Source organism: Bradyrhizobium sp. Tv2a-2, assembly GCF_000472425.1.
Lineage (GTDB): Bacteria > Pseudomonadota > Alphaproteobacteria > Rhizobiales > Xanthobacteraceae > Bradyrhizobium.
Genome location: NZ_AXAI01000011.1, coordinates 172,500 through 193,281, shown reverse-complemented (window position 1 = coordinate 193,281; position 20,782 = coordinate 172,500). Strand labels below are relative to the sequence as shown.

Genomic DNA, 20,782 nt, shown 5'->3' with positions numbered 1-20,782 from the left:
TAGAATCCGCCGATTAAGGCCTTGCTAAACATGACGCCTCAGTTGGTCCTTTGCGGCAGCACCTTGCCCTCGATCTTGGGCAGTTCGGCGCTGGCCGAAGCCTTGTCGCCGCTGGCGCGGCGCGCGAGCTCGACCGTGAGCCGCTCGGCGCTCTCGGGCTGCATCAGGCCCAGAATGTCCGACATCTTGCGCGGTGCGATCTGCGAGGCGATCTCGATCAGCACAGGCATCTCCAGCCGGTCGAACACTTTCGCCGCGTCCTTCGGCTTCATGCTCTCATACATGGTGACGATGCCCTTGAAGCGCGCAGAATCGGCCTCGGCTTTCTGTTCGTTGGCCGCCGAAATGCGCGATTCGGTCGCCTTCATCTCCTCGATCCTGGATTCGATGCGCTTCTCCGCGGCCTTCAGGAGATTCTCGCGGATGTCGATCTCGCGCGCGCGCGCATCGAGCTCCTGCCGGCGTGCCTGCAGCCGCTCGAGAATGGCGCGCTCGGAAGCAGAGACCGCCGGCTGCGCGTCCTCCGGATGGTAGACGATGGCGTCGGGCTTGGTCTCCGGCGCAGCAGGCTTTGGTGCCTCCGCCTTCTTCTCTTCTTTCGGCTTCTCCACCGACCCCGTGATGTCAGCGTCCCTGTTCGCGGCGCTGTCCTTCGGGATCGCACCGGGAAAGTTGAGGTTTTGTTGCGCCCATGAGGCAGGCTTGGTGTCTTGCGACTGATAGTCGAACACATAGCCGCCATCGATCAGCAGGCCCGCCACTTTCAGGACCGCAAGCGACGCGACGGCGATCACGACGACCGGAATGACGCGGATGTTACGATAGGATTTCATGCCGCGAGACCGCCAGACCTTCTACGTTCACTAAAGGCTTGTGCCGCCGCGGCGACCGCCTTGGCGCTGGAGATCTTCGCCGGCGCGACCGGAGCCGGCGGCGCCACCGGCGCGGCTGCGACCGGCGGTGCCATGACCGGCGGCGGCGCGACGACGGGCTCGTCGACGGGCGAGCGCGCGGCGATCGCGATCTTGGAGAGCCGCCGCACCACGTGATCGGCTTCGCCGAGCTGCTTCTTCAGGAGATCGGAGATTTCATGCGCGGCGCCGAGCTGGGAGCCGAGGTTTTCGTTGACGTCGCGCACGGTGTGCTTGAGGCCGCCGATCGCGCGCTCGGCGATTTCGGTCGCGGTGACGAGCTCGCCGATGACGGCCTTCAGCGAATGCTCGTCCGCCTTCAGCCGCTGCAGCCGCTTGTTCAGCAGCATGCAGTAGCCAATGGTGACCAGAAGCAGCACCGCCACCAGGCTCTCGATCAAAAATCCTAGCAAGGGGTTCATTGGGCCTCCATCAACTTGTTCGCCTCGTCCGCCTTCTCGAACATCGCGAGCGTGGTAGAGGGTTTGCGCAAAGGACGGGTGACACGGATGGCGACACGGTCGCCCACCCGGCCCATCCGGCCCTCGGTCAGCATGACGTTGCCGCAGCGAACGGCAACCGTTGCGTCCGCGCGCATGTCGAGCGGCAGCGTGTCGCCAACCTTCAGCGCCATCAGCTGCTTCAGGGGAATATTGGCTTCATAGAGCACGGCATCGACCGCGATCTCGGCCTGCGCGATCTCGGTGGCGAAATGCCCTTCCCAGATCGGATCGCGGCCGAATTTTTCGCCCATGAACATCTGCAACAGCACCGGCCGGATCGGCTCGATGGTCGCATAGGGCAGCAGCAGCTCGACATTGCCGCCGCGGTCTTCCATGTCGATGCGCAGCCGCACCAGGATCGCGGCATTGGCAGGACGACTGATCGCCGCAAAGCGCGGGTTGGTCTCGAGCCGGTCGATCGAGAAGGTGACCGGCGACAGCGGCCGGAACGCCTGTTCGGCATCCGCCAGCACGACCTCGATCAGGCGCTTGACGAGGTTGGTCTCGATCGTGGTGTAGGGCCGGCCCTCGACGCGCAGCACGGAGTTGCCGCGCCGGCCGCCGAGCAGCACGTCAATGATGGAGTAGATCAGGCTGGAGTCGACGGTCGCAAGTCCAAAATTCTCCCACTCCTCCGCCTTGAAGACGCAGAGCACGGCCGGCAGAGGAATCGAGTTCATGTAGTCGCCGAAGCGTACCGAGGTGATGCGGTCGAGCGAGACTTCGACGTTGTCACTGGTGAAATTGCGCAGCGAGGTCGTCATCAGCCGCACCAGGCGGTCGAAGACGATCTCGAGCATCGGCAGACGCTCGTAGGACACCATCGCCGAATCGATGATGGCGCGGATGCCGGAGTGGTCGTCGAGATTGACCTCGCCGGCGGTGAAGCCGAGCAGGTTGTCGATTTCCTCCTGGGAGAGGACCCGCTCGCCGCCGCTCTTGCCGCCGCCGAAGTCGCGGCTGCCGTCCTCCACCATCGCCGCCCATTGCAGCGCCATCGACTCCGTGAGCTCGTTGGCACTTGCGGCTTCGGCTGCGGCAGCGGGATCCTCGGAATCGAGCGAGGCTTCCCACTGCGCTGCTATTGCATCCTGGTCGACCGGATCGTTGCCCGCCATTGTCGTATGATCCGATGCTGCCTTATTGAACCACGATTTCCTTGAACAGGACGGCGGCCACCGGGGTCGGTGCCGTCGCCATGTTGACCCTGCGCGTCAACTCTTCCTTCAGCCGGAACAGGCCGGCGGAGCCGGAGAGGTCGGAAGAGCGCAACTCGCGGATATAGGTCTGGAAGATGTCGGTGACGCGCGGCATCGAGGGCTTGATCGCCTCGGCCTGCTTCTCCTCCTTCACCTCGAGCACGACCTTCACGCGCAGATACTGCACGCGTTCGCCGGGCTGGCCCGACAGGTTGACCAGCATGTCCGGCACCTCGACGAAGACAGGCGGCTTTGGCGGTGCGGCCTCCGCCTTCTTCTCCTCGCCGCCATGATGGCCGAAGAAGAGGAAATAGCCGGCGCCGCCGACGCCCAGCACTGCGAGCACGCCGACCGCGATGACAATGAGCTTGAACTTGTTGCCGCGCGGCGCGTCCGTCGATCCCGCGCCTTCCGCCTGTTCGTTCTCTGCCATGGCCGCCACTTCATCCACTTAAAATCGGGGACGAGCCCGATCTTGAGCCAGGCAGGCTTTCAACTACGCGGTACCAGATGCCCCCAGCGCAAAACCACGCGCTCTCTTCACGAGGTTGACGCTAGGTAAGAATGGTTAACGGTTCCTTTCTTTTGCGCCAGAGGTAGGAAAATCTTGCCGGGCAAACATGGTCAACAAGACCTTTCTGCCGCGTGGTTTGCGCCCCGCTAAATATCTAAGCCATTCAAACACCAGCATTTTCCGAGTTGGCACGGCTTTCGCTGAATGACTGGCGAGCGCACCGCGGTTTGGGAGAACGGCGATGGGCTCGCAGGATCCGAAAAGGTCACGGCTTGGGAGAGCTGCCCTCATCGGAATCGGTCATGAAGGGGAGAACCACCGGTGGAGAACGCGCTTCTCATCGGACTTTCGCGGCAGACGACGCTCGAGCGCCAGCTCGGGGTGATCGCCAACAACATCGCGAACGTCAACACAACGGGCTACAAGGCTGACCAGTCGCTGTTCGAGGAGTTTCTGACCTCGGGCGCGCATGAGGACAATTTCGTCGGCAGCGACCGCAAGGTCTCCTATGTGCAGGACCGCGGCACCTATCGCGACCTCAGCCAGGGCCCGCTGCAGCAGACCGGCAACCCGCTCGACGTCGCCATCGACGGCGACGCTTACCTTGCGGTGCAGGCCGCCGGCGGCGAGCGCTACACCCGCGACGGCAACCTTCAGCTCAACGGCCAGGGCCAGCTGACGACGGTCGGCGGCGACGTCGTGCTCGGCAATGCCGGCCCGATCATCTTCCAGCCGACGGATCACGACATCAACATTTCCCCCGACGGCACCATCACGGTGGTCGAGGGCAATGCGCACACCGATAGCATCCGCGGCAAGCTGCGGCTGGTCAGCTTCACCGATGGGCAATCGCTGCAGAAGCAGGGCAACAACCTCTACACCGCCGGCGACGGCGCCGCGGCGCAGCCCGACCTCAAGGCAACCGTCAGGCAGGGCTATGTCGAGAAATCCAACGTCAATTCGGTCGCCGAGATGAGCCGCATGATCGAGGTCTCGCGCACCTACAGCCAGATCGCCAACATGCTGCAGCAGCAGAGCGATCTGCACAAGAACGCCATCAACCAGCTCGCCGAAATCCCGACCTAATCGTTTTTTGAAGGACGAATAACATGCAGGCACTTCATACCGCAGCGACCGGGATGGCGGCACAGGAGCTGAACGTCCAGGTCATCTCCAACAACATCGCCAACCTGCGCACCACCGGCTTCAAGAAGCAGACGGCGGCGTTCCAGGACCTGATCTACCAGCACATCCGCCGCGTCGGCGCGCAGTCCTCCGACCAGGGCACCATCCTGCCGGTCGGCATCGATCTCGGCGGCGGCGTCAAGACCGTCGGCACGCCGCGCTCGATGACGCAGGGCACGCTGTCGCAGACCGGCAACGACCTCGACCTCGCGATCACGGGCGAAGGCTTCTTCAAAGTCCAGATGCCGGACGGCACCTTCCAGTACACCCGCGACGGCACCTTCCAGATGGACAACCAGGGCCGCATCGTCACCGCGGCCGGCAACCCTGTGCAGCCGAGCATCACGATCCCGAACAATGCGAGCGGCATCACCGTCAACACGCAAGGACAGGTCTCGGTGACGCTGCCGGGCTCGACCACCTCGCAGATCATCGGCCAGCTTGCGCTGACCCGTTTCATCAACAAGGCCGGCCTGCAGCCGGTCGGCAACAACCAGTTCACCGACACGCCCTCCTCGGGCGCGCCGCAGGATGGTCTCGCCAGCGCCGAAGGCTACGGCACCATCACGCAAGGAAGCCTCGAGCAGGCCAATGTCGACGTGGTTTCCGAGATGAGCGACCTGATCGCCGCGCAGCGCGCCTATGAGATGAATGCCAAGGTGGTGAGCGCGGCCGACCAGATGATGCAATCGACTTCGGCACTGTTCAGGTAAGGGGAGATTGAGCCATGAGATTTCGCGCCCTCCTACTCACAACCACGCTGTTCGGCAGCCTTGCGGCGGCGCATGCCGATCCGCTCGACGACACCATCAGGACGCCGGTGCTGCACGCGACCGTCACAGTCGCCTCCGACGTGGTGCGGATCGGCGACCTCATCGACAATGCCGGTTCGGCCGCGCAGATCGCGGTGTACCGGGCGCCCGATCTTGGCACCACCGGCGCGATCCCGACCGCCCAGGTGCTCACGACGCTCCGCGCCCACCAGGTGATCGGCGTCAACGCCAAGGACATCAAGGAGGTCGCGGTGACGCGGCTTGCGCGCAACATCGCGGCCAAGGACATCCAGGCGGCGGTCGCGAAGGCGCTGGAGCATCGTAGCGGGCTCGGCGACGCCGACAATCTCGCGCTCGGCTTCGACCGCGACCTGCAGGACCTGCATCTGGAGGCGAACAACACCGGCGACATGCAGCCGACCTCGGTCCGTGTCGACCAGCGCTCTGGCCGCTTCGATGTGACCTTCGAGATCGCCAACGGCTCAAGCACGCCGACGCAACTGCGTTACACCGGCACCGCGATCGAGACGGTGCAGGCAGCCGTCCTGACCCGCGATGTCGAGCGTACGGAGCTGCTGAAATCTTCCGACATCATGATCGAGCGGCGGCCGCGGGCCGAAGTCGGCAGCGACGCCGCGGTGCGCGACCAGGCGGTCGGCATGCAGATGCGCCACGGCATGCGCGCCGGCCGTCCGTTGCGCGTCGCCGATCTGGTGCGCCCCGACCTCGTGCAGCGCGACCAGACCGTGACCGTCATCTACCAGACCGACGGCATCTACCTGACCACCCGCGGCAAGGCGCTGGACTCCGGCACCGAGGGCGACGTGGTGAGCGTGCTCAACGCCCAGTCCAAGCGCACCGTCACCGGCGTCGTCTCCGGCCGCGGCCAGGTCACCATCCAGGTGGCGACGCCGGCGCCGGTCTACGTCTCCGACACCTCGGCGATCCCGCCAAAGGATCAGTCATCCATCTCCTCCGCGCCCGTATCCGTCGCCGACGGCTCCAACAATCCGCAAGCCCCCGTCAAGCCAGAGTAAAGTTCATGTCCAAGTCCGGTGCCCATCCCCTCGCCGTATCACCGTCGGAATCGCGCCTGAAGTCGAGCCGCGCGCGCCTGCTGCGCACGGTTGCGCTGCTCTCGATCTTCTCGGCCGTGACCGGTTGCTCGGCGATCGACCGTCTGTCACAGATTGGCGAGACGCCGAAGCTGAACGCGATCGAGAATCCGACCGCGCAGCCGGGCTACAAGCCGGTGTCGATGCCGATGCCCAAGCCGGAAGCCGTGTCGTACAATCCGAATTCGCTGTGGCGCAACGGCTCGCGCTCCTTCTTCAAGGACCAGCGCGCCCATCAGGTCGGCGACCTCCTGACGGTGACGGTCAACATCACCGACACTGCGAACTTCAACAACGAGACCCAGCAAAATCGCACCAATACGGTAGATTCCGGGGTCACCGACTTCATCGGCTCCAAGACGCTCGGCGCTCAGGCTCAGAAGGTGCTGCCCGGACGCCTTCTGACGGCGGATGGCACATCGACATTCGACGGCAAGGGCTCAATCCAACGCCAGGAAACTTTGCAGACCAACGTCGCGGCCGTGGTCACGCAGGTCCTGCCGAACGGCAACCTCGTGGTCGAAGGCAAACAGGAGATCCGGGTCAATTACGAGATACGCGAACTGATCGTCGCCGGTATCGTACGGCCTGAGGACATCCAGAGCGACAACACCATCGACTCCTCGAAGATCGCCCAGGCCCGCATCTCCTACGGAGGCAGAGGCCAGATCTCCGACATTCAGCAACCACCCTACGGGCAACAGGTCATGGATATCCTGCTACCGTTCTAGCGGACGTATGAGCGCCGGCGGCAAGGCGTGAGCCGATGGCGCCGGATGCGTGAGGCGAACGAGCTGTCTATCCCGAGGTTTCACTCCCCCTTGCGGGGGAGGGCCAGAGAGGGGCAGCCCCGAGCGAGACAAGAATTTCACGAAGGACGAGGAAACCGAAACCCCACAACTCCCCTCACCTTCAACGAGCTCCCACATCGCGACCCCGCGAACCTAGGCGCGGCCAGCGATGTACTACGCGGCCTCCGGCAGCTCCCCTGCCGGAGGCCGTATCGTATGATGCAGAAACCTAGAAAAGCCTATGAAATAAGGGCTTTTGCAATTTCCCACCCTGCAAGTTCCCGCAAGTTTGGCGTGAACGATGCGCGAACATGCGCAAAAGAACAGATGAAGGATGGCCGATTGAAAACGGAGGCCCGGATGCGCGATGGAGACGGTGCGCAAATCAGAATGACGTTCCCGAGCACGCCATCTGGAAAAAGGCTGGTGACGCTTTGTCGATCTTCCTGGTGATTGAACCGCCCGAAACCTCTTTCAATTGTTCTTCATTCAGCTCCACAGGCTTCGCCGGGGATTTCTGCTGCAGCTTCTCTTCATGCTTGCCCATGATCCTCTCCCTTTTGTTTTGTCGCTACGTGGATATCGGCATACGCCGGCGGTCCACGGCAATCTGTGACCGAGCTCACGCCATCGCCGGGCCTGCTTTTCGGGCGGGAGACCCCGGCAAATCGTTGAAAATGGGCCGGCGATCCCTTGCACTTGGGAGGCGCTCCGCCTAGTCGTTTCGACGGTGAGGCCCGCTTTCGAGCGGGCCTTTTTGACGCGGCAAAAAAACGCTAGTTTCGAGCGGCTTTTTCAATCGTCCACGTCCTCCTCTTCGTACTCCTCTTCAGCTTCATCCAGCTCATCGATCGCGCGATTGACCGCCTCGATAGCCTCCTGAACCTTGATGAACGCATCCAAGGCCGGATCACCGATCGAGCCCTTGGTGCTTACGATGGTTGCAGTCCTAGTGCGACGCTCCCTGATCAGGACTTCGCGCGCCTTTTTCAGTTCCTCAAGTTGGTCGGCCATGGTGTCCCTCTTGGCTTTTCACAGATGACGAGTAGCAACGGCCGATGGCGCCCATGTGTTTGCCAGATGTGGGACACCCGAGCACGCCCATAAGGCGCGCGCAAGGGAGTCCCACGCATGCTGTCGCCATTGGCGCCGGCTAATTGAAACGGCCCCAGATGCGGTGGCTGCCACTGTAAGGCGCGTGATTTCTATCACGGATGGAAAAACCATCCTCCGATATCAACACGAGCAGTGAGGCGTTGGCTTGCTTTGAGCCAGGTATTGGAGCGAACATGGGTGAAGTCATTCGATTTATCCCTAAGGCCGAGCGCGAGAGTATGAGGCTCATTCGTGAGGCCCTCGCGCTATATGACAGTATCTATCCGCCGGCTGATCCTGCGAGCGAGCAGCAGGACAAGGCAACGGGAACTGATGCGATCAGCGGCGACAATGCCCATCGCAGCGAAGGGGGCCTGTCGTGATCGAGATCGTCGCCTTGCTCTGCAGCCTCTCCTCTCCGGCAAGTTGCCACGAGCAGATCGTCACCACTTCGGACTTCGCCGACGTCTCGATGCAGTCCTGCCTGATTGGCGCACCGCAGCTCGCCGCGTGGATGGGGCAGCATCCGGCCGAGCGTCTCGCGGGATGGCGTTGCGTAATCGGTAAACACGATCGCAAGGAAGCTTAGGGCACCCGGCCCGTTCGCCGCGCCGCCGGTGAGACGCTGGCCGAGATCGCCAAGTCGTATGCCGTCGATATCTCAATGATCTCGCGGCTCCGCTGATCCTATTTCGCTAAACCCCTTGTCAATGAAACCGGTAAAACGTCAAGATCATCAGGAGGGGGAGATAGCTGTTCAAGGTAAACCTTCCAAGAAAGAAGGTTTACCCACTGTCGATCTTCCGGGCCCTCAAGGCCGCATAGGTGGCGGCGTTGATCCATGGCCTCGGCCGTTAGCGCGAACTTGGGCTCTGTCTAGCTATCAGAGGAGTTAGTCATGTTCCGTAAAGTCACGATCGCGTTGTTGGCGACTGCGGCGCTTGGAATGCTTGCACCCGACGTTGTGTCGGCGCGCGGTGGGGGCGGTGGCGGTGGGGGCATGCACGGCGGCATGGGTAGCGGCTTTGGTGGTGGTTTCCACAGCGGCTTTGGTGGTGGTTTCCACAGCGGCTTTGGCAGAGGCGGTTCTCACACCGCTCGATTTAATGACGGCCGGTTTCATGGCGCGGCGATTCGCGGGCGTGGATTTCGGGCCGGATTCCGGGACGGATTCCGGGCCGGCCTGATCGCCGGAACCAACCGCCTGGCGATTCGGACGACGGTCATAAATGGGCAGAGAACCAGGATGCAATGTCTCACGCCAGACTGCAGCATATCGCATAGTTGGACGGAATAGCTCCATACAGGCCGCTACAGGCTGCAGCCTGGCGTGATGATGAGGCCCGCTTTCGAGCGGGCCTTTTCATGTCGCCAGCCGACCGGCTCTTGCTCACGCGCTCGACCGACCCGGTTGCGAGCCGTCTGTGCATTTGCTGGCTGGACATTTGCTTTGGTCCGTTGCTCCACGATGACGGAAACGATCGGAACCGCTACGGATGCAATTTGCTGGTGCTCTGCCATTACTTTCGAAATCGCTTTTGGCTTGGAAGAAGCAGCCCCGAAGAATACCGTGCGCAGCATCAACGATGAATCCAAGCGAGGAGCTAAGTCAGATGCTGGCCGAGAAATTCCTGCTCTTTCTCGAACATCTGATTCGCCACGAGATCAACACCGATCAAGGACCCAGAGTGGTCAGCACGTCACGGCATGTGCCAATCGATGAGATGCCAACTCTCAATCCCGGCGCGGCTGGTTGCCTTGTGCCAGGTGAAATCGATATCATTGGGTCGTGAAACTCAGCCAGTCATGTCGCGGTCCGCGTTGGTGTGGCGACGACTGCTCCCATGCACAGCTGAACCTCGCCCGGCACCTGGTACTCGCGCATGATGGTACGGCTGTCGCGCAGACCACACGCCTCTCGCTGCACCACGAACATCCAGAGCGCCTGGCCGGCCTCCGCCACGAGGGTGCGCCGCACCTGCTGCGTTGACGCCAGCGCGTCGGGACGCGGATGGGCGGCATCGAACTCCCGCAGTTTGGCGAGCGCCGTCTCCAGGGCGCGCCCCATCCGCCCAAGCGCACTGGCCTGCTCCTGCGCAATCTCATAATCGAGAACGTCGACGGGAACACGATGAAGGTGAAAGTCGCGGGACATCGGCTCTTTATAGCGCCACCCGGGTTGCATGCGCAACGATGCGCGCGCGTGCGGCAGCCAGAACGCGCGGAGAATGCCGATGTTCATGCGGAACCAGCGATGCTATTCTCGCACTTGAAAGTGGGGCAGCGATAGTTGGGTCACCTCACTTGACTGGAGACTGCGACCGGGCGCTTTCTGTTGGTCGATTGGCTTTTTTTGGGAAAGTCGGACAGTGGTCGTCGCGAGATATTCGGCTGGGATCATCGGGCGGCTGATGCAGTCGCTGTCCGGCGTCGGATTGTTTCTCGGAGCACTATTTTTCGCGGCAGCGCTCACGCCGACGCTTGTTCCGCGAAGCTATCTCACGCAAGGCGCGCTCGCAGGCGCCTGCTTTGCCATCGGCTATGGCGCCGGCGTGCTCTGGCGTTGGCTTTGGCACTATCTCGAGCTGCCCGAGCCGCCGCCACGACTTCGTTTCGCCACCAACATGGTGGTCGCGCTCGGCTGCCTGGTCGTCGTCATTGTGTTCCTGTGGCGGGCGGCGGAATGGCAGAATTCAATCCGCGCTGCCATGAAGATGGAGCCGGTGGAAACGGCTCACCCCCTCAAGACCAGTGCGATCGCGTTGCTCACCTTCTTCGCGCTGCTGGCATTGGGTCGGCTGTTCAGCCTTGTAAGCCATTTCCTCGCCACGCAGATCCGGCGCGTCATTCCGCCAAAGGTTGCGAATGCCGCCGGCCTGCTTCTGGCTGCACTGCTGTTCTGGTCGATCGCCAATAATTTCCTGATCCGCACGGCGTTCAACGCGCTCGATTCCTCCTTCCGCGAATTTGATGCCTTGCATGAGCCTGAGCGGCCACAACCGATCGCCCCCGGCAAAACCGGAAGCACGGCATCGCTGGTGAGGTGGGATGAACTCGGCCGCGCCGGTCGCGAATTCGTGGTGTCGGGACCGTCCGCCGCGGAGATCGGCGCGTTCACAGGGCGCCCCGCACGCGATCCTATCAGGGTGTATGTGGGTCTGCGCGGTGCGGATACGGCGCGCGGACGTGCAAAGCTGGCGCTGGACGAACTCAAGCGCCAGGGGGGCTTTGAGCGCTCCACCCTCATCGTGATCACCCCGACCGGCACCGGCTGGATCGACCCCGCGGCCATGGGCACGGTCGAATATCTCCTCGATGGCGACGTCGCCAGCGTGGCGGTGCAGTATTCCTATCTCAACAGTCCGCTGTCGCTGCTGTTTCAGCCGGAATATGGTGCGGCGGCCGCACGAGCGTTGTTCGCGGAGATCTACGGCTATTGGACGACCTTGCCGAAAGACCGGCGCCCCAGGCTTTATGTGCACGGCCTGAGCCTCGGAGCCATGAACTCGGAGCAATCCGCGGAGCTGTTCGAGATGATCGGTGATCCGATCGCCGGAGCACTGTGGAGCGGGCCGCCGTTCGAGAGCCACATCTGGCGCTCGATCACCGCAAACCGCAATGCAGGCTCTCCGGCGTGGCTGCCCGAATTTCGCGACGGCCGCTTCGTGCGTTTCATGAACCAGAACGGGCCGACGGTATCAGCTGGTGCGCCATGGGGAGCCATGCGCGTCGTCTATCTGCAATATGCGAGTGACCCGATCGTGCTCTTCGACTACCGCGATGCCTACCGGCGCCCGCCCTGGATGAATGCGCCGCGCGGTCCGGATGTTTCACCGGAGCTGCACTGGTATCCCGTCGTCACCATGCTCCAGCTTGCCCTCGATATGGCGGTCGCGACCAGCACGCCGATGGGTTATGGCCACGTCTACGCGCCGGAGCATTATATCGATGCATGGGTCGCCGTGACCGATGTCCACCAATGGTCCCCCGACGCGCTCGCCAAGCTCAAGGATCATCTTGGCAAGGCGGCGCGGACGGCAACAAGCGACAATGCCAGTGGCTACAATCCCTATGACGACCGGGGAGGATAAGGGTGACGCGGACGTTCGCGATCGCTGAAGGCAATTCGTCCGAGGGGCCATGAGCCGACATCGCCAGCTGGACAAGTTCGGCGCCTACCCCCTAGACTGCGGTACGATCGGCAGCAAGCCGACGGCACAGGGAGGTCGACATGTCGCGGACGTGGGGCATTCTACTGGCATCTCTGTTCGCCCTTTGCGTGGGCGCAAACCCTGCGGCGGCAGAGAAGAAATACGACCCCGGCGCCACCGACTACGAGATCAAGATCGGCAACATCATGCCCTACAGCGGGCCGTTGTCGGCCTATGCGCTGATAGGTCGGACGGAGGCCGCTTTTTTTAACAAGGTCAACGCCGAGGGCGGGATCAACGGAAGAAAGATCAACTTTATTACCTACGACGACGCCTTCAGCCCACCCAAGACTGTCGAGCAAGCACGCAAACTCGTGGAGAACGATGAAGTGCTGCTCATCTTCCAAAGCCTTGGCACACCGACCAACAATGCCATTCGGCAATACATGAATCAAAAGAAGGTGCCCCAGCTCTTCGTCGCCACCGGCGCCACCCAGTTCGGCGATCGCAAGAATTTCCCGTGGACTATGGGCTGGCAGCCGACCTATCAGACCGAGGGGCGGATCTATGCAAAATACATCCTGCAAAACCTGCCGCAGGGCAAGATCGGCATTCTTTACCAGAACGACGATTCGGGTCGCGACTACGTGAAAGGCCTCAAAGATGGCCTTGGTGCCGAGGCCGCGAAGCGCATGATCGTGGCAGAAATCCCCTACGATCCGTCGCAACCGACTGTCGATTCGCAGATCGTTACGCTCAAAACGACGGGCGCCGACATTTTTTTCAACGAGAGCTCCCCGAAATTCGCCGCACAGGCGATCAGGAAGGCGGCCGAGATCGGGTGGAAGCCGGTTCAGTTCCTGGCCAGCATTTCGAACTCGGTGGGCTCCGTGCTCAAGCCCGCGGGACTTGAGAACGCCAAGGGTATCCTGTCGACCAACTATCTCAAAGACCCCACTGATCCAACCTGGAAGGACGATCCCTCGATCAAGGAGTGGGCTTCGTTCATGGACAAGTATTTCCCTGAAGGAGATAAGACAAGCACGTTCAGTGTCTATGGCTATTTGACAGCACAAACCATGGTTCAGGTGCTCAAGCAATGTGGCGACGAACTCACCCGCGAGAACGTCATGAGACAGGCCGCCAACCTCGAGGACTTCGAACTTGGGTTGCTGTTGCCCGGCATCAAGATCAACACAAGCCCGACCGACTATTTTCCTGTCGAGCAGATGCAAATGTCACGATTCAATGGCGAACACGGCGAACTGTTCGGACCCGTTATTGCCGGAGAAATAGGGACGCAATAGCCGTCACACCATAATCCGAACCTGCCGGGACGAAATAGAGGAGAGGCCGCTACGACAAGCGGCGGCCCTGATGTTTCGCGGACAGCCTCGGACTATTCCGGATAAAAGCCCGAGCCTATGAGGCCCGGCGTTCCATCAATGGTAACCTTCCTCACGAACGTCCATTTCTGCGACGGCTCTGCTTGTCCGGGTTTTGGAAACATGTAGTCGACCCATCCCGATCCCATCGTTTCGGCCGTCTTGATAATCTCGTCGTGGAATAGCTTTCCTTTGGCATCTCTTTGACCGTGAACGTTCGTTCCTTCGCGTTTCGGAAATGCGGGATTGAGCAAAACGTTCGCGTTCATGTCGTATGAGAACAAATAAGCGTCGTCATGAAACCACTCGCTGTCTTTCTTTCTGAACTCGGAAAATGCTGCTTTGCCATTCTTATCGACCAGTGCTGCGGCCCTGTTGACTAACGCTTCAGTCTGCTTTGCCCTTTCCGAGGGTGGCGGAGCCTGCTGGGAAAATCCCGGCGAAGCAGCCGTAACTGACACCGCAAATGCGAGCCCGAAGAGGACAGCCTTCGTATCCATTACGACCTCCGTTTCAAATAGGGTCGACGAATAATGCGACCAAAATGATACTGCCGGGTCGCTTGCGTTCAAGTCAGCCTTTAGTCCGCAATCGGGTCCCAAACCGGAAGAACTCACCGGGCAAACCTGGTTCGCTATGCGGCACTGAGCGGCTTCCAATGAGGTGTCGCCGATGAGCCGAGAGCGAAAAATTGAAATTGACACCAGCGCGTCCAGACGAATAGGCGCTGGCTGGCATCCGTCGCCTCGGGTGAAGGTCCCGCCGGACCTTCCAACGGAAGGGATGTAGTTCCGAGCAGCAGGGCCGTATATTGGCACCGGCGGTCACATTTGAAGACGCCTACGAAAATCCGACGGGTTCAGCATTGTCTTACAGGAAAGGATCGGCGGGGCGGTGCACTGACGACCCTTCCCTTGACCAAGAAGGCTCTTTATTGAGGTACGGTCTCGCGGACTACTTCAGATAGCCCACGTAGTAAATTCCGATCACTTTCTTCGACGAATCCCGTATCGGCTTGTAGCCGGTAATGTACGGTTGGCCGAGAATGTCCGCCTCTCCATAGAACGGCTCGTCCTTTCTAATGGACGCGATGGCTTTGCCCATTGGGTCCAGAATAGTCCCGATTGCGCGTGAGCCGTCGGCCTTCTTCACATTGGTGGCTACGCGCACATACTCGTCGCCGTTCTTTACGAAGATTGTCGCCGTGCCCTGAGCTTGGTTCACGACTTGATCAACCAAATCGAAATTGTTGTTCATCTTGGTTGAGCCAAAATATATTGCAGGTACGTTCTTGCCAGCGACCGCGTCAGTTCCTTCAATCTTTGGCGGACCGAGTTTGGACGCCATTGATTCCAAAAGGTCCATTGCACTCTTCACTTTGGCATCCTGAGCTTGGCCTACCTGCGCGATGACCATCGCGGCCACGGCGACGCACGCGGCCCTAAGGATGCTGATACCAGTTCGCTTGAATTTCATGAGATACCCTCCTCACTGAAAACCCAAAGCGATTCCCTCTGCCTGGACAGAAATGACCGCTGGAAGTTTTTTTGTTGGAGGCTAAAGGCGTATCGTCAGCTGACATCCTGGTTTGCTGTAAATTGCTCAGAGGCAATCGCTGTCACTACTCCTCAATTGGAGCGCAGCAAGTAGAGGCTGACGCCTTTGAAGTGTATTGATGCAGATCAATTGCCGCCATGCAGGGACATAAAGCCGCATCCGTTTATTGCAGAGACCGAATCTTTTGGTGCGTTGCAAGAGCCAGCAATTGGCCCATTGGCGAAGTGGCGACACCTCTCTTTGATGTCTGCTTAGTGGGGCATAGCCGACCAGATTTGCTCACGCTGAGTTTTTCGCGTTTTGACCCAATGCGCACGTCATCCCTCCGGCACTCCGGCTAGGCGCATGCCCGCGCAAACGCGCTCTCGTCCAGCGAGATGAGTCGGGTTGTCGCTTGATTGGGAGACAAGCAAGCGGCGGATGGTAAACCTTGGATCGAGCGCAAGTCCCACCTTTGCAGCGGTTCGCGCCTCATCCAGTTCGCCGAGCAAGGCAAAGGCGGCAGCGAGCCAAAGGTGGGTGGCAGGAAAGTTGCGGTTGGTCTCAATGCCTCGTCGTAGCCAAGCGACAGCTTCGGCATCAGCACCGAGGTGTAGCTTGGCCATGCCTACAATTTGCATCCAGCGGTGGGCAAAGACGTCACGGGGGGAGAGACGGAGAGCCTCGAGGACATGGCCTTCGGTCTCGGCGGCGCGACCCATAAAATATTTGGCGATACCAATAGCGGTATGAGCGTCGGCCAAATTGCGATCCAGAGCTAATGCCCGCTCGCATTCCGCGATTCCTTGGGCGGCACGGTTTGTAAATATGTAGACTCCACCCAAGACCCTGTGGGCCGGCGCGTGGTCCGGGGCCAATGAAAGCGCTTTGATCGCATTTGTTTCGGCTGCCAAAAGCGATGCGGCACGGTCGTCAGTTAGGAGGGAGGCCCCGATTGTCAAATCAACAATTGCCATGCCGACTAGCGCTGCGACGCTTCGGGGATCAATTGCTAGGGCACGTGCGAAAAAGCCGCGCGCTTGAGCCATGTCCTCCGGGGTCCCCCCCTTGTATGCGCAGGCGAGACCTTGAAAGTTCAGATCCGTCGCATCGGGATGAAGCGAACGTTCGGCCCGTTGTGCCTCAGCCATAATGAGTTCGGCGCCTAGTGTGCGGGCGAGCCTCGATACGATTTCGTCCTGCATTTCGAAAAGATCGGTGACGGGCTTCTCGAAACGCTCGGCCCAAAGCTGTTGGCCGCTTTGGGCATCGACAAGTTGCGCGTTCACCCGAAGCCGGTTGCCGCTACGCTGGACCGATCCCTCGAGTACGTAGCGGATGTTCAACTCCCGCCCGACCTTGTTGGGGTCGACGGGCTTGCCCTTATAGGTGAATGCAGTGTGTCGGCCAATTACGAATGAACCGGAAATACGCGACAGGTCGGTGGTTAGGCTCTCGGTCACACCATCGACGAAGTAGTCTTGCTCTGGATCACCGCTGAGGTTGGCGAAAGGCAGCACAACGATGGAAAGAGGAGGCGCTGAAGACGCCCCTGGCCGGCCCCGCTCAGGGTGTGTCGCCGGGCTGGGTTCATCCCGGACCAAGGCATAGGCCCGCACCGGGCGGTCGATGTTCTTGAGGTTCTGCTCGCCAAGATCAGCGAACTCGATCCCGACCTTGCCTCGGACTTGATCGTAGGTCGCAGACGAAATACAGACGCCGCCCGGTTCGGCGATGCCCTCGAGCCGGGAAGCAATGTTAACGCCGTCGCCAAAGATGTCATGCGGCTCGACAATTACGTCGCCGATATTGATGCCCACGCGGAAAGCAATGCGCCTGTCTTCGACATCGCCGATTGTAAGGTCGTCGATGCAAGTCTGGAACTGCATAGCAGCTCGAACTGCCTCGACCGCGCTCGGAAACTCCGCCAAGAACCCGTCTCCGGTGTTCTTCACGATGCGGCCGCCGTGATCGGCGATTGCCGGGGCAACAGGGTCCGCGAGGAGCGCTGTCAGTTTGGCATGCGTAGCCTCTTCGTCATTGTGCATGAGCCGCGAGTAGTCAGCCACGTCGGCGGCCAATATCGCCGCCAACCTGCGCTCGACCCGGACTGGCCCCTCCTGCACCATCGCTCGCAATCCTAGCGGCCGCATACTTGTACAACGGATCAGACGGCACGACCAACGGGTTTTGCCGAGATGCGTCCATATGTCGGTCGTTGGCTCAAAGCGGCGGTTGAGGGATGTCTGCTATTCCGCCGCTGTTGGAGCATAAGCAGACACGCGGCGAGCGACCGAAACTGGCGCGAATGACCCCTGTTGCGACGTCATCAGCTCTTTTAGCTCTTCGAACTTCCCGCCTCCAAGGATAATATGCGCTTTCGTCACCCGGAGGGCAGAATGAGGCGGCGAGATTTCCTTGCTCTTGTGGCCGGCACCGCGGCGATATCGCCTGTCGTGTCCTGGGCCCAGCGAACGGCGACAATTCCACGCGTCGGTGTGCTCTGGCATGCCGGCAGCGCCGAAGAGGAAGATGTCTATCTCAGCGTCGTGAAAAAGGCCTTCAGCGATCTCGGTTATGTCGAGGGCAAGACCATCATCCTGGAGCACCGTTTTCCCGCGGAGCAGGCGGAGCGGTTTCGATCGCTGGCGCAGGAGCTTGTCGACAGCAGGCTCGACGTGATCGTTTCGGTGACCGAATTGGGGGCGAAGGAGCTACGAAGAGCAAGTCGAACCATTCCCATCGTGGTCGTACTTGCGACTGATCCTGTCACGGCAGGTCTTGCGGACAGTCTGGCGCACCCCGGCGGCAACGTCAGCGGCCTCTCGCTGATGGGGCTGGACCTTTCAGGAAAGCGACTGGCCCTCCTGAAGGAGGCAGTCCCGGGCGTGTCGCGTGTCACGTTGATGATCGATCCGAAAGATCTGTCGGCGGCGCGTGTCATCTCGTCGTCGCTGGCGGCCGCAAAAGAATTGGGTCTGGAGCTGCGCATTGCGGAAGCATCTTCGCCGGCGGCAATCGACAGCGCGCTCGCCGGGCTCGCAGCCGCGGGCAGTGAAGCCCTGATCACGGGAGGGGGGCCCTTGATGTTTAACGAAAGGGCTCGCATCGGCGCGTTCGTGCTGGCGAAAAAGCTGCCGACCTTTGTTAGCGTCGCCGAGATGGTGCCGTTTGGTGCCTTGCTAAGCTATGGCCCCGACTTTCCCGACTACTTTCGGCGCGCCGTTGGTTATGTCGACAAGATTCTCAAAGGCGCGAAGCCGGCCGACCTTCCGGTCGAGCAACCATCCCGCTTCAAGCTCACCATCAACCTTAAGGCTGCAAAAATGATTGGCATTTCGATCCCGACTTCGCTTCTGACAAGCGCCGACGAGGTGATCGAGTGAGACGGATGTCGCCTCTTGGGCCCAAAGCGGCGGTCCCGGAGTGTCTGCTCTCGCGCCGCTGTTGGGGACTAAACGGACATCAGCTGTACCCTGATTTATGAGTACACGCCGTAACTTCGGTTCGGCTGGAGACAAACTGATTTGCCTGTCGGGCGCCGATCGCAAAACCCTGTCAATCCGGGCTCCGAAAAATATTCCGCTTTTCCGAAACCGTCATCGGCTGTATGATCCCTTCATTCCGCTCCGATCAGGGGCGTACGCGTCGTCACGAACGTGGAGCGGAATGCGGTGGACGTGATCGTGCTGACTGACGAGCGGCAGGGATTGCGGACGGCGAAGTCGTGTGGTCCTGGCGCCCCGACGCTGGCGTCAAGTCTCGTATTTGCTCCAAAGGCGCATGCGAGGCGACGGTGGCAAACAAGCATTGGTTCACCGAGGAGAGCCCGTATAAGCCGTAACCCACTGCGCAGGGAAGGCCGGCGTGATGCCGCCGACACCTGTTGCTGCCGCGCGCTCGCGCAACCTTTTTCTGCGCGGGAGCCGCGGGTGCCTGGCGGGCACCCGGTCTTCCCTGCGCCCTCGATGCTGTCGAGGGACACATCTTCCGGAATCACCCGGGCGCGTAGCGCCGCGGGAATGAGAGGGGTGTGCCTGGTGATGGTTCGGAGTTGGATGCGAATATGGGGAACACGCTCGATGGTGGGAATGCGCGCGATGATAGCCCCGGCCTCGATGTGGCCCCGGCCTAAAGCACGATGAGATTTGGTTGAATCGTCATCGCGCCTTAGGCTCCCCTTCACCTCACGTAAACTCAGCCTCCACCGTCCCCAGTCCGGCGAGTTCCATTGTCACCTTGTCTCCGGGATTGAGCCACACCGTCTTCACGAGGCTCCCGGTCAGCACGAGCTGGCCCTTGTGCAGACCCTTGCCCTCGGAGGCCAGATGATTGGCGAGCCAGGCCAGCGCATTGTGGGGATGGCCAAGCACGTCGGCGCCGGTTCCGGCCCCCACTTCGGCGCCGTTGATCAGGGCGCGGCCGGCGACCTCGCGCACATCGGGCGCCTCGCGGCGAGCTACCGCCGGACCGAGCACGCAAGCGGCCGCGAAGAAGTCATCGGCCACAAGCGTCGGCGCGCCCAGGGTTTCCCATTGCACATAGCGGTCGTCGACGATCTCGATCGCCGGCAGATAGGCCTCGATCGCCTCCCCCACCCAGGCGGCCGTAAAGGGCGCCTCGCCCGGCGAAAGATCCCGCGCCAGCCTTACCGCGATCTCGCATTCGACGCCGACGTGCACGAAATCGGATGCTGCGAGCTTCACCCCGCTCTGGTGCACGCCGCGCTCGAACACCGAGCCACCGCATGGATGCGGGATGTTCAGATATTGCTGCATCACATTGGAGGTGCAGCCGATCTTGTAGCCGACCAGCGCGCCAAACTGCGGCAGCAAGAGGTCCCGCAGCGCGCGCTGCACCTGGTAGCCCTCGGCTTCATCCCGAGGCGCGACCTCGGGCGCGAGCGGAGCGAGCCGCTCCTTGGTGCGGCGCGCGGTCGCGATCGCCTGGGCGGCCTTGAGAATTCTGTCCATACGGGAAGCCCCTTTCATCCGCAGCTCAACCGTGGCGCCAGGGCAACGGCTAAGGCGGAGTTTCAAGCCGACCTTAAAGATTCAAATCTGCGAGGAAAGGAATTGTTTTCAAAGCAAAAAATCATGCGCGCTCACGTGACGGGCAAACGCCGCGTCACGCTTCGCAAGGCCGCGGTTCCCTCGAGAGAGCCGCGGGTAGACGCAATCACCAGCGCCCTACTCGTCCCGATAGACCTTTTCGCGCTTCTCGTGGCGCTCCTGCGCTTCCACCGACAGCGTCGCGATCGGGCGGGCTTCCAGCCGCTTCAGCGAGATCGGCTCGCCGGTCTCCTCGCAATAGCCGTACGTGTTGTCCTCGATTCGCTGGAGCGCGGCGTCGATCTTGGAGATCAGCTTGCGCTGGCGGTCGCGGGCACGCAGTTCGATGGCACGGTCAGTTTCGGAGGACGCACGGTCGGCGAGATCGGGATGATTGACGTTTTCCTCTTGCAAGGCTTGCAACGTCAGCTTCGATTCCCTGAGGATCTCGTCCTTCCAGGACAAAAGCTTGGCACGAAAATAGTCGCGCTGCCGCTCGTTCATAAAAGGCTCTTTTTCGGAAGGTCTGTAGTTCTTCAGCTTTTCCAAGGCCAGCCCATCTTTCACCTGAAG

General features: G+C 61.1%; 24 protein-coding genes. 10 read left to right on the top strand and 14 right to left on the bottom strand.

The window, feature by feature from the left end; all coding sequences use genetic code 11:
- Positions 1-38: 38 nt before the first annotated feature.
- Genes A3AI_RS0123685 through fliL form a run of 4 tightly spaced genes read right to left on the bottom strand, consistent with a single transcriptional unit; the run spans position 39 to position 3,046 of the window.
- Positions 39-833, bottom strand: coding sequence for a MotE family protein (locus A3AI_RS0123685; protein ID WP_024517969.1), 795 nt, complete (start codon positions 831-833; stop codon positions 39-41).
- The gene (locus A3AI_RS0123680) at positions 830-1,333 is read right to left on the bottom strand and encodes a DUF6468 domain-containing protein (protein ID WP_024517968.1); all 504 of its coding nucleotides are present in this window, start codon (positions 1,331-1,333) and stop codon (positions 830-832) included. Before A3AI_RS0123680 ends, A3AI_RS0123685 begins: the two co-directional genes overlap by 4 nt.
- The gene (gene fliM / locus A3AI_RS0123675; protein ID WP_024517967.1) at positions 1,330-2,532 is read right to left on the bottom strand and encodes a flagellar motor switch protein FliM; all 1,203 of its coding nucleotides are present in this window, start codon (positions 2,530-2,532) and stop codon (positions 1,330-1,332) included. The genes A3AI_RS0123680 and fliM overlap by 4 nt, the downstream gene beginning before the upstream one ends.
- Before the next feature lie 22 nt (positions 2,533-2,554).
- Positions 2,555-3,046 (bottom strand): flagellar basal body-associated protein FliL, encoded by a 492-nt coding sequence (gene fliL, locus A3AI_RS0123670; RefSeq protein WP_024517966.1) that lies wholly within the window; start codon positions 3,044-3,046, stop codon positions 2,555-2,557.
- A 402-nt stretch (positions 3,047-3,448) separates the two neighbouring features.
- On the opposite strand from fliL, the gene flgF reads away from it, so the two are divergent.
- From flgF to flgH, 4 genes are read left to right on the top strand one after another with little or no spacing between them, the layout of a single operon-like run.
- On the top strand, positions 3,449-4,213 hold the full coding sequence (gene flgF, locus A3AI_RS0123665; RefSeq protein WP_024517965.1) for a flagellar basal-body rod protein FlgF: 765 nt from the start codon (positions 3,449-3,451) through the stop codon (positions 4,211-4,213).
- Positions 4,214-4,236: 23 nt separating this feature from the next.
- Complete coding sequence (flgG, locus tag A3AI_RS0123660; protein WP_024517964.1) at positions 4,237-5,025, top strand: flagellar basal-body rod protein FlgG; 789 nt, start codon at positions 4,237-4,239, stop codon at positions 5,023-5,025.
- A gap of 14 nt (positions 5,026-5,039) precedes the next feature.
- The gene (flgA, locus tag A3AI_RS0123655) at positions 5,040-6,122 is read left to right on the top strand and encodes a flagellar basal body P-ring formation chaperone FlgA (protein ID WP_024517963.1); all 1,083 of its coding nucleotides are present in this window, start codon (positions 5,040-5,042) and stop codon (positions 6,120-6,122) included.
- Positions 6,123-6,127: 5 nt separating this feature from the next.
- Positions 6,128-6,931 (top strand): flagellar basal body L-ring protein FlgH, encoded by an 804-nt coding sequence (gene flgH, locus A3AI_RS0123650; protein WP_024517962.1) that lies wholly within the window; start codon positions 6,128-6,130, stop codon positions 6,929-6,931.
- Between the two features lie 445 nt (positions 6,932-7,376).
- Here the strand turns inward: flgH and A3AI_RS47855 are convergent, their stop codons facing one another.
- On the bottom strand, positions 7,377-7,538 hold the full coding sequence (locus tag A3AI_RS47855; RefSeq protein WP_156927908.1) for a hypothetical protein: 162 nt from the start codon (positions 7,536-7,538) through the stop codon (positions 7,377-7,379).
- A 248-nt stretch (positions 7,539-7,786) separates the two neighbouring features.
- Complete coding sequence (locus A3AI_RS0123640; RefSeq protein WP_024517961.1) at positions 7,787-8,005, bottom strand: hypothetical protein; 219 nt, start codon at positions 8,003-8,005, stop codon at positions 7,787-7,789.
- Between the two features lie 275 nt (positions 8,006-8,280).
- Here A3AI_RS0123640 and A3AI_RS0123635 point away from each other — a divergent pair, with 275 nt between their 5' ends.
- Entirely contained in the window at positions 8,281-8,469 is a 189-nt protein-coding gene (locus tag A3AI_RS0123635; RefSeq protein ID WP_024517960.1) for a hypothetical protein, read from the top strand.
- A complete protein-coding gene (locus A3AI_RS0123630; RefSeq protein ID WP_024517959.1) occupies positions 8,466-8,675 on the top strand; it encodes a hypothetical protein in 210 nt (69 codons plus the stop codon). The genes A3AI_RS0123635 and A3AI_RS0123630 overlap by 4 nt, the downstream gene beginning before the upstream one ends.
- Before the next feature lie 303 nt (positions 8,676-8,978).
- Here A3AI_RS0123630 and A3AI_RS47850 read toward each other — a convergent pair whose 3' ends face one another.
- Together A3AI_RS47850 and A3AI_RS0123620 are read right to left on the bottom strand one after the other, a co-directional pair.
- A complete protein-coding gene (locus A3AI_RS47850; RefSeq protein WP_198030196.1) occupies positions 8,979-9,338 on the bottom strand; it encodes a hypothetical protein in 360 nt (119 codons plus the stop codon).
- Between the two features lie 59 nt (positions 9,339-9,397).
- Positions 9,398-9,670: a hypothetical protein gene (locus A3AI_RS0123620; protein ID WP_198030194.1), complete on the bottom strand. Its 273-nt coding sequence runs from the start codon at positions 9,668-9,670 to the stop codon at positions 9,398-9,400.
- Positions 9,671-9,699: 29 nt separating this feature from the next.
- Here A3AI_RS0123620 and A3AI_RS0123615 point away from each other — a divergent pair, with 29 nt between their 5' ends.
- Positions 9,700-9,879 carry a hypothetical protein gene (locus A3AI_RS0123615; protein WP_156927905.1) on the top strand — a complete coding sequence of 60 codons (180 nt, stop codon included), beginning with the start codon at positions 9,700-9,702 and terminating at the stop codon, positions 9,877-9,879.
- Positions 9,880-9,890: 11 nt separating this feature from the next.
- Here the strand turns inward: A3AI_RS0123615 and A3AI_RS0123610 are convergent, their stop codons facing one another.
- A complete protein-coding gene (locus tag A3AI_RS0123610) occupies positions 9,891-10,241 on the bottom strand; it encodes a DUF6665 family protein (protein ID WP_024517956.1) in 351 nt (116 codons plus the stop codon).
- Positions 10,242-10,497: 256 nt separating this feature from the next.
- On the opposite strand from A3AI_RS0123610, the gene A3AI_RS0123605 reads away from it, so the two are divergent.
- Both A3AI_RS0123605 and A3AI_RS0123600 read left to right on the top strand, forming a co-directional pair.
- Complete coding sequence (locus A3AI_RS0123605; protein ID WP_036049375.1) at positions 10,498-12,177, top strand: alpha/beta hydrolase; 1,680 nt, start codon at positions 10,498-10,500, stop codon at positions 12,175-12,177.
- Between the two features lie 140 nt (positions 12,178-12,317).
- Positions 12,318-13,544 (top strand): ABC transporter substrate-binding protein, encoded by a 1,227-nt coding sequence (locus A3AI_RS0123600; protein ID WP_024517954.1) that lies wholly within the window; start codon positions 12,318-12,320, stop codon positions 13,542-13,544.
- Between the two features lie 92 nt (positions 13,545-13,636).
- On the opposite strand, the gene A3AI_RS0123595 is transcribed toward A3AI_RS0123600, so the two are convergent.
- The 3 genes from A3AI_RS0123595 to A3AI_RS0123585 all read right to left on the bottom strand — a co-directional run bounded on the left by A3AI_RS0123595 (position 13,637) and on the right by A3AI_RS0123585 (position 17,287).
- Positions 13,637-14,122, bottom strand: coding sequence for a cache domain-containing protein (locus tag A3AI_RS0123595; RefSeq protein ID WP_024517953.1), 486 nt, complete (start codon positions 14,120-14,122; stop codon positions 13,637-13,639).
- 454 nt (positions 14,123-14,576) lie between these two features.
- Complete coding sequence (locus tag A3AI_RS0123590) at positions 14,577-15,098, bottom strand: Cache 3/Cache 2 fusion domain-containing protein (RefSeq protein ID WP_024517952.1); 522 nt, start codon at positions 15,096-15,098, stop codon at positions 14,577-14,579.
- 398 nt (positions 15,099-15,496) lie between these two features.
- Entirely contained in the window at positions 15,497-17,287 is a 1,791-nt protein-coding gene (locus tag A3AI_RS0123585) for an adenylate/guanylate cyclase domain-containing protein (RefSeq protein ID WP_024517951.1), read from the bottom strand.
- Positions 17,288-17,557: 270 nt separating this feature from the next.
- On the opposite strand from A3AI_RS0123585, the gene A3AI_RS0123580 reads away from it, so the two are divergent.
- Positions 17,558-18,544 carry an ABC transporter substrate-binding protein gene (locus A3AI_RS0123580; RefSeq protein WP_036049277.1) on the top strand — a complete coding sequence of 329 codons (987 nt, stop codon included), beginning with the start codon at positions 17,558-17,560 and terminating at the stop codon, positions 18,542-18,544.
- Between the two features lie 801 nt (positions 18,545-19,345).
- Here A3AI_RS0123580 and A3AI_RS0123575 read toward each other — a convergent pair.
- Both A3AI_RS0123575 and dksA read right to left on the bottom strand, forming a co-directional pair.
- Positions 19,346-20,131, bottom strand: a complete 786-nt coding sequence (locus tag A3AI_RS0123575) for a 2-keto-4-pentenoate hydratase (protein WP_024517949.1) — start codon at positions 20,129-20,131, stop codon at positions 19,346-19,348.
- Between the two features lie 216 nt (positions 20,132-20,347).
- On the bottom strand, positions 20,348-20,758 hold the full coding sequence (gene dksA / locus A3AI_RS0123570; RefSeq protein ID WP_024517948.1) for an RNA polymerase-binding protein DksA: 411 nt from the start codon (positions 20,756-20,758) through the stop codon (positions 20,348-20,350).
- Between the last annotated feature and the right edge of the window lie 24 nt (positions 20,759-20,782).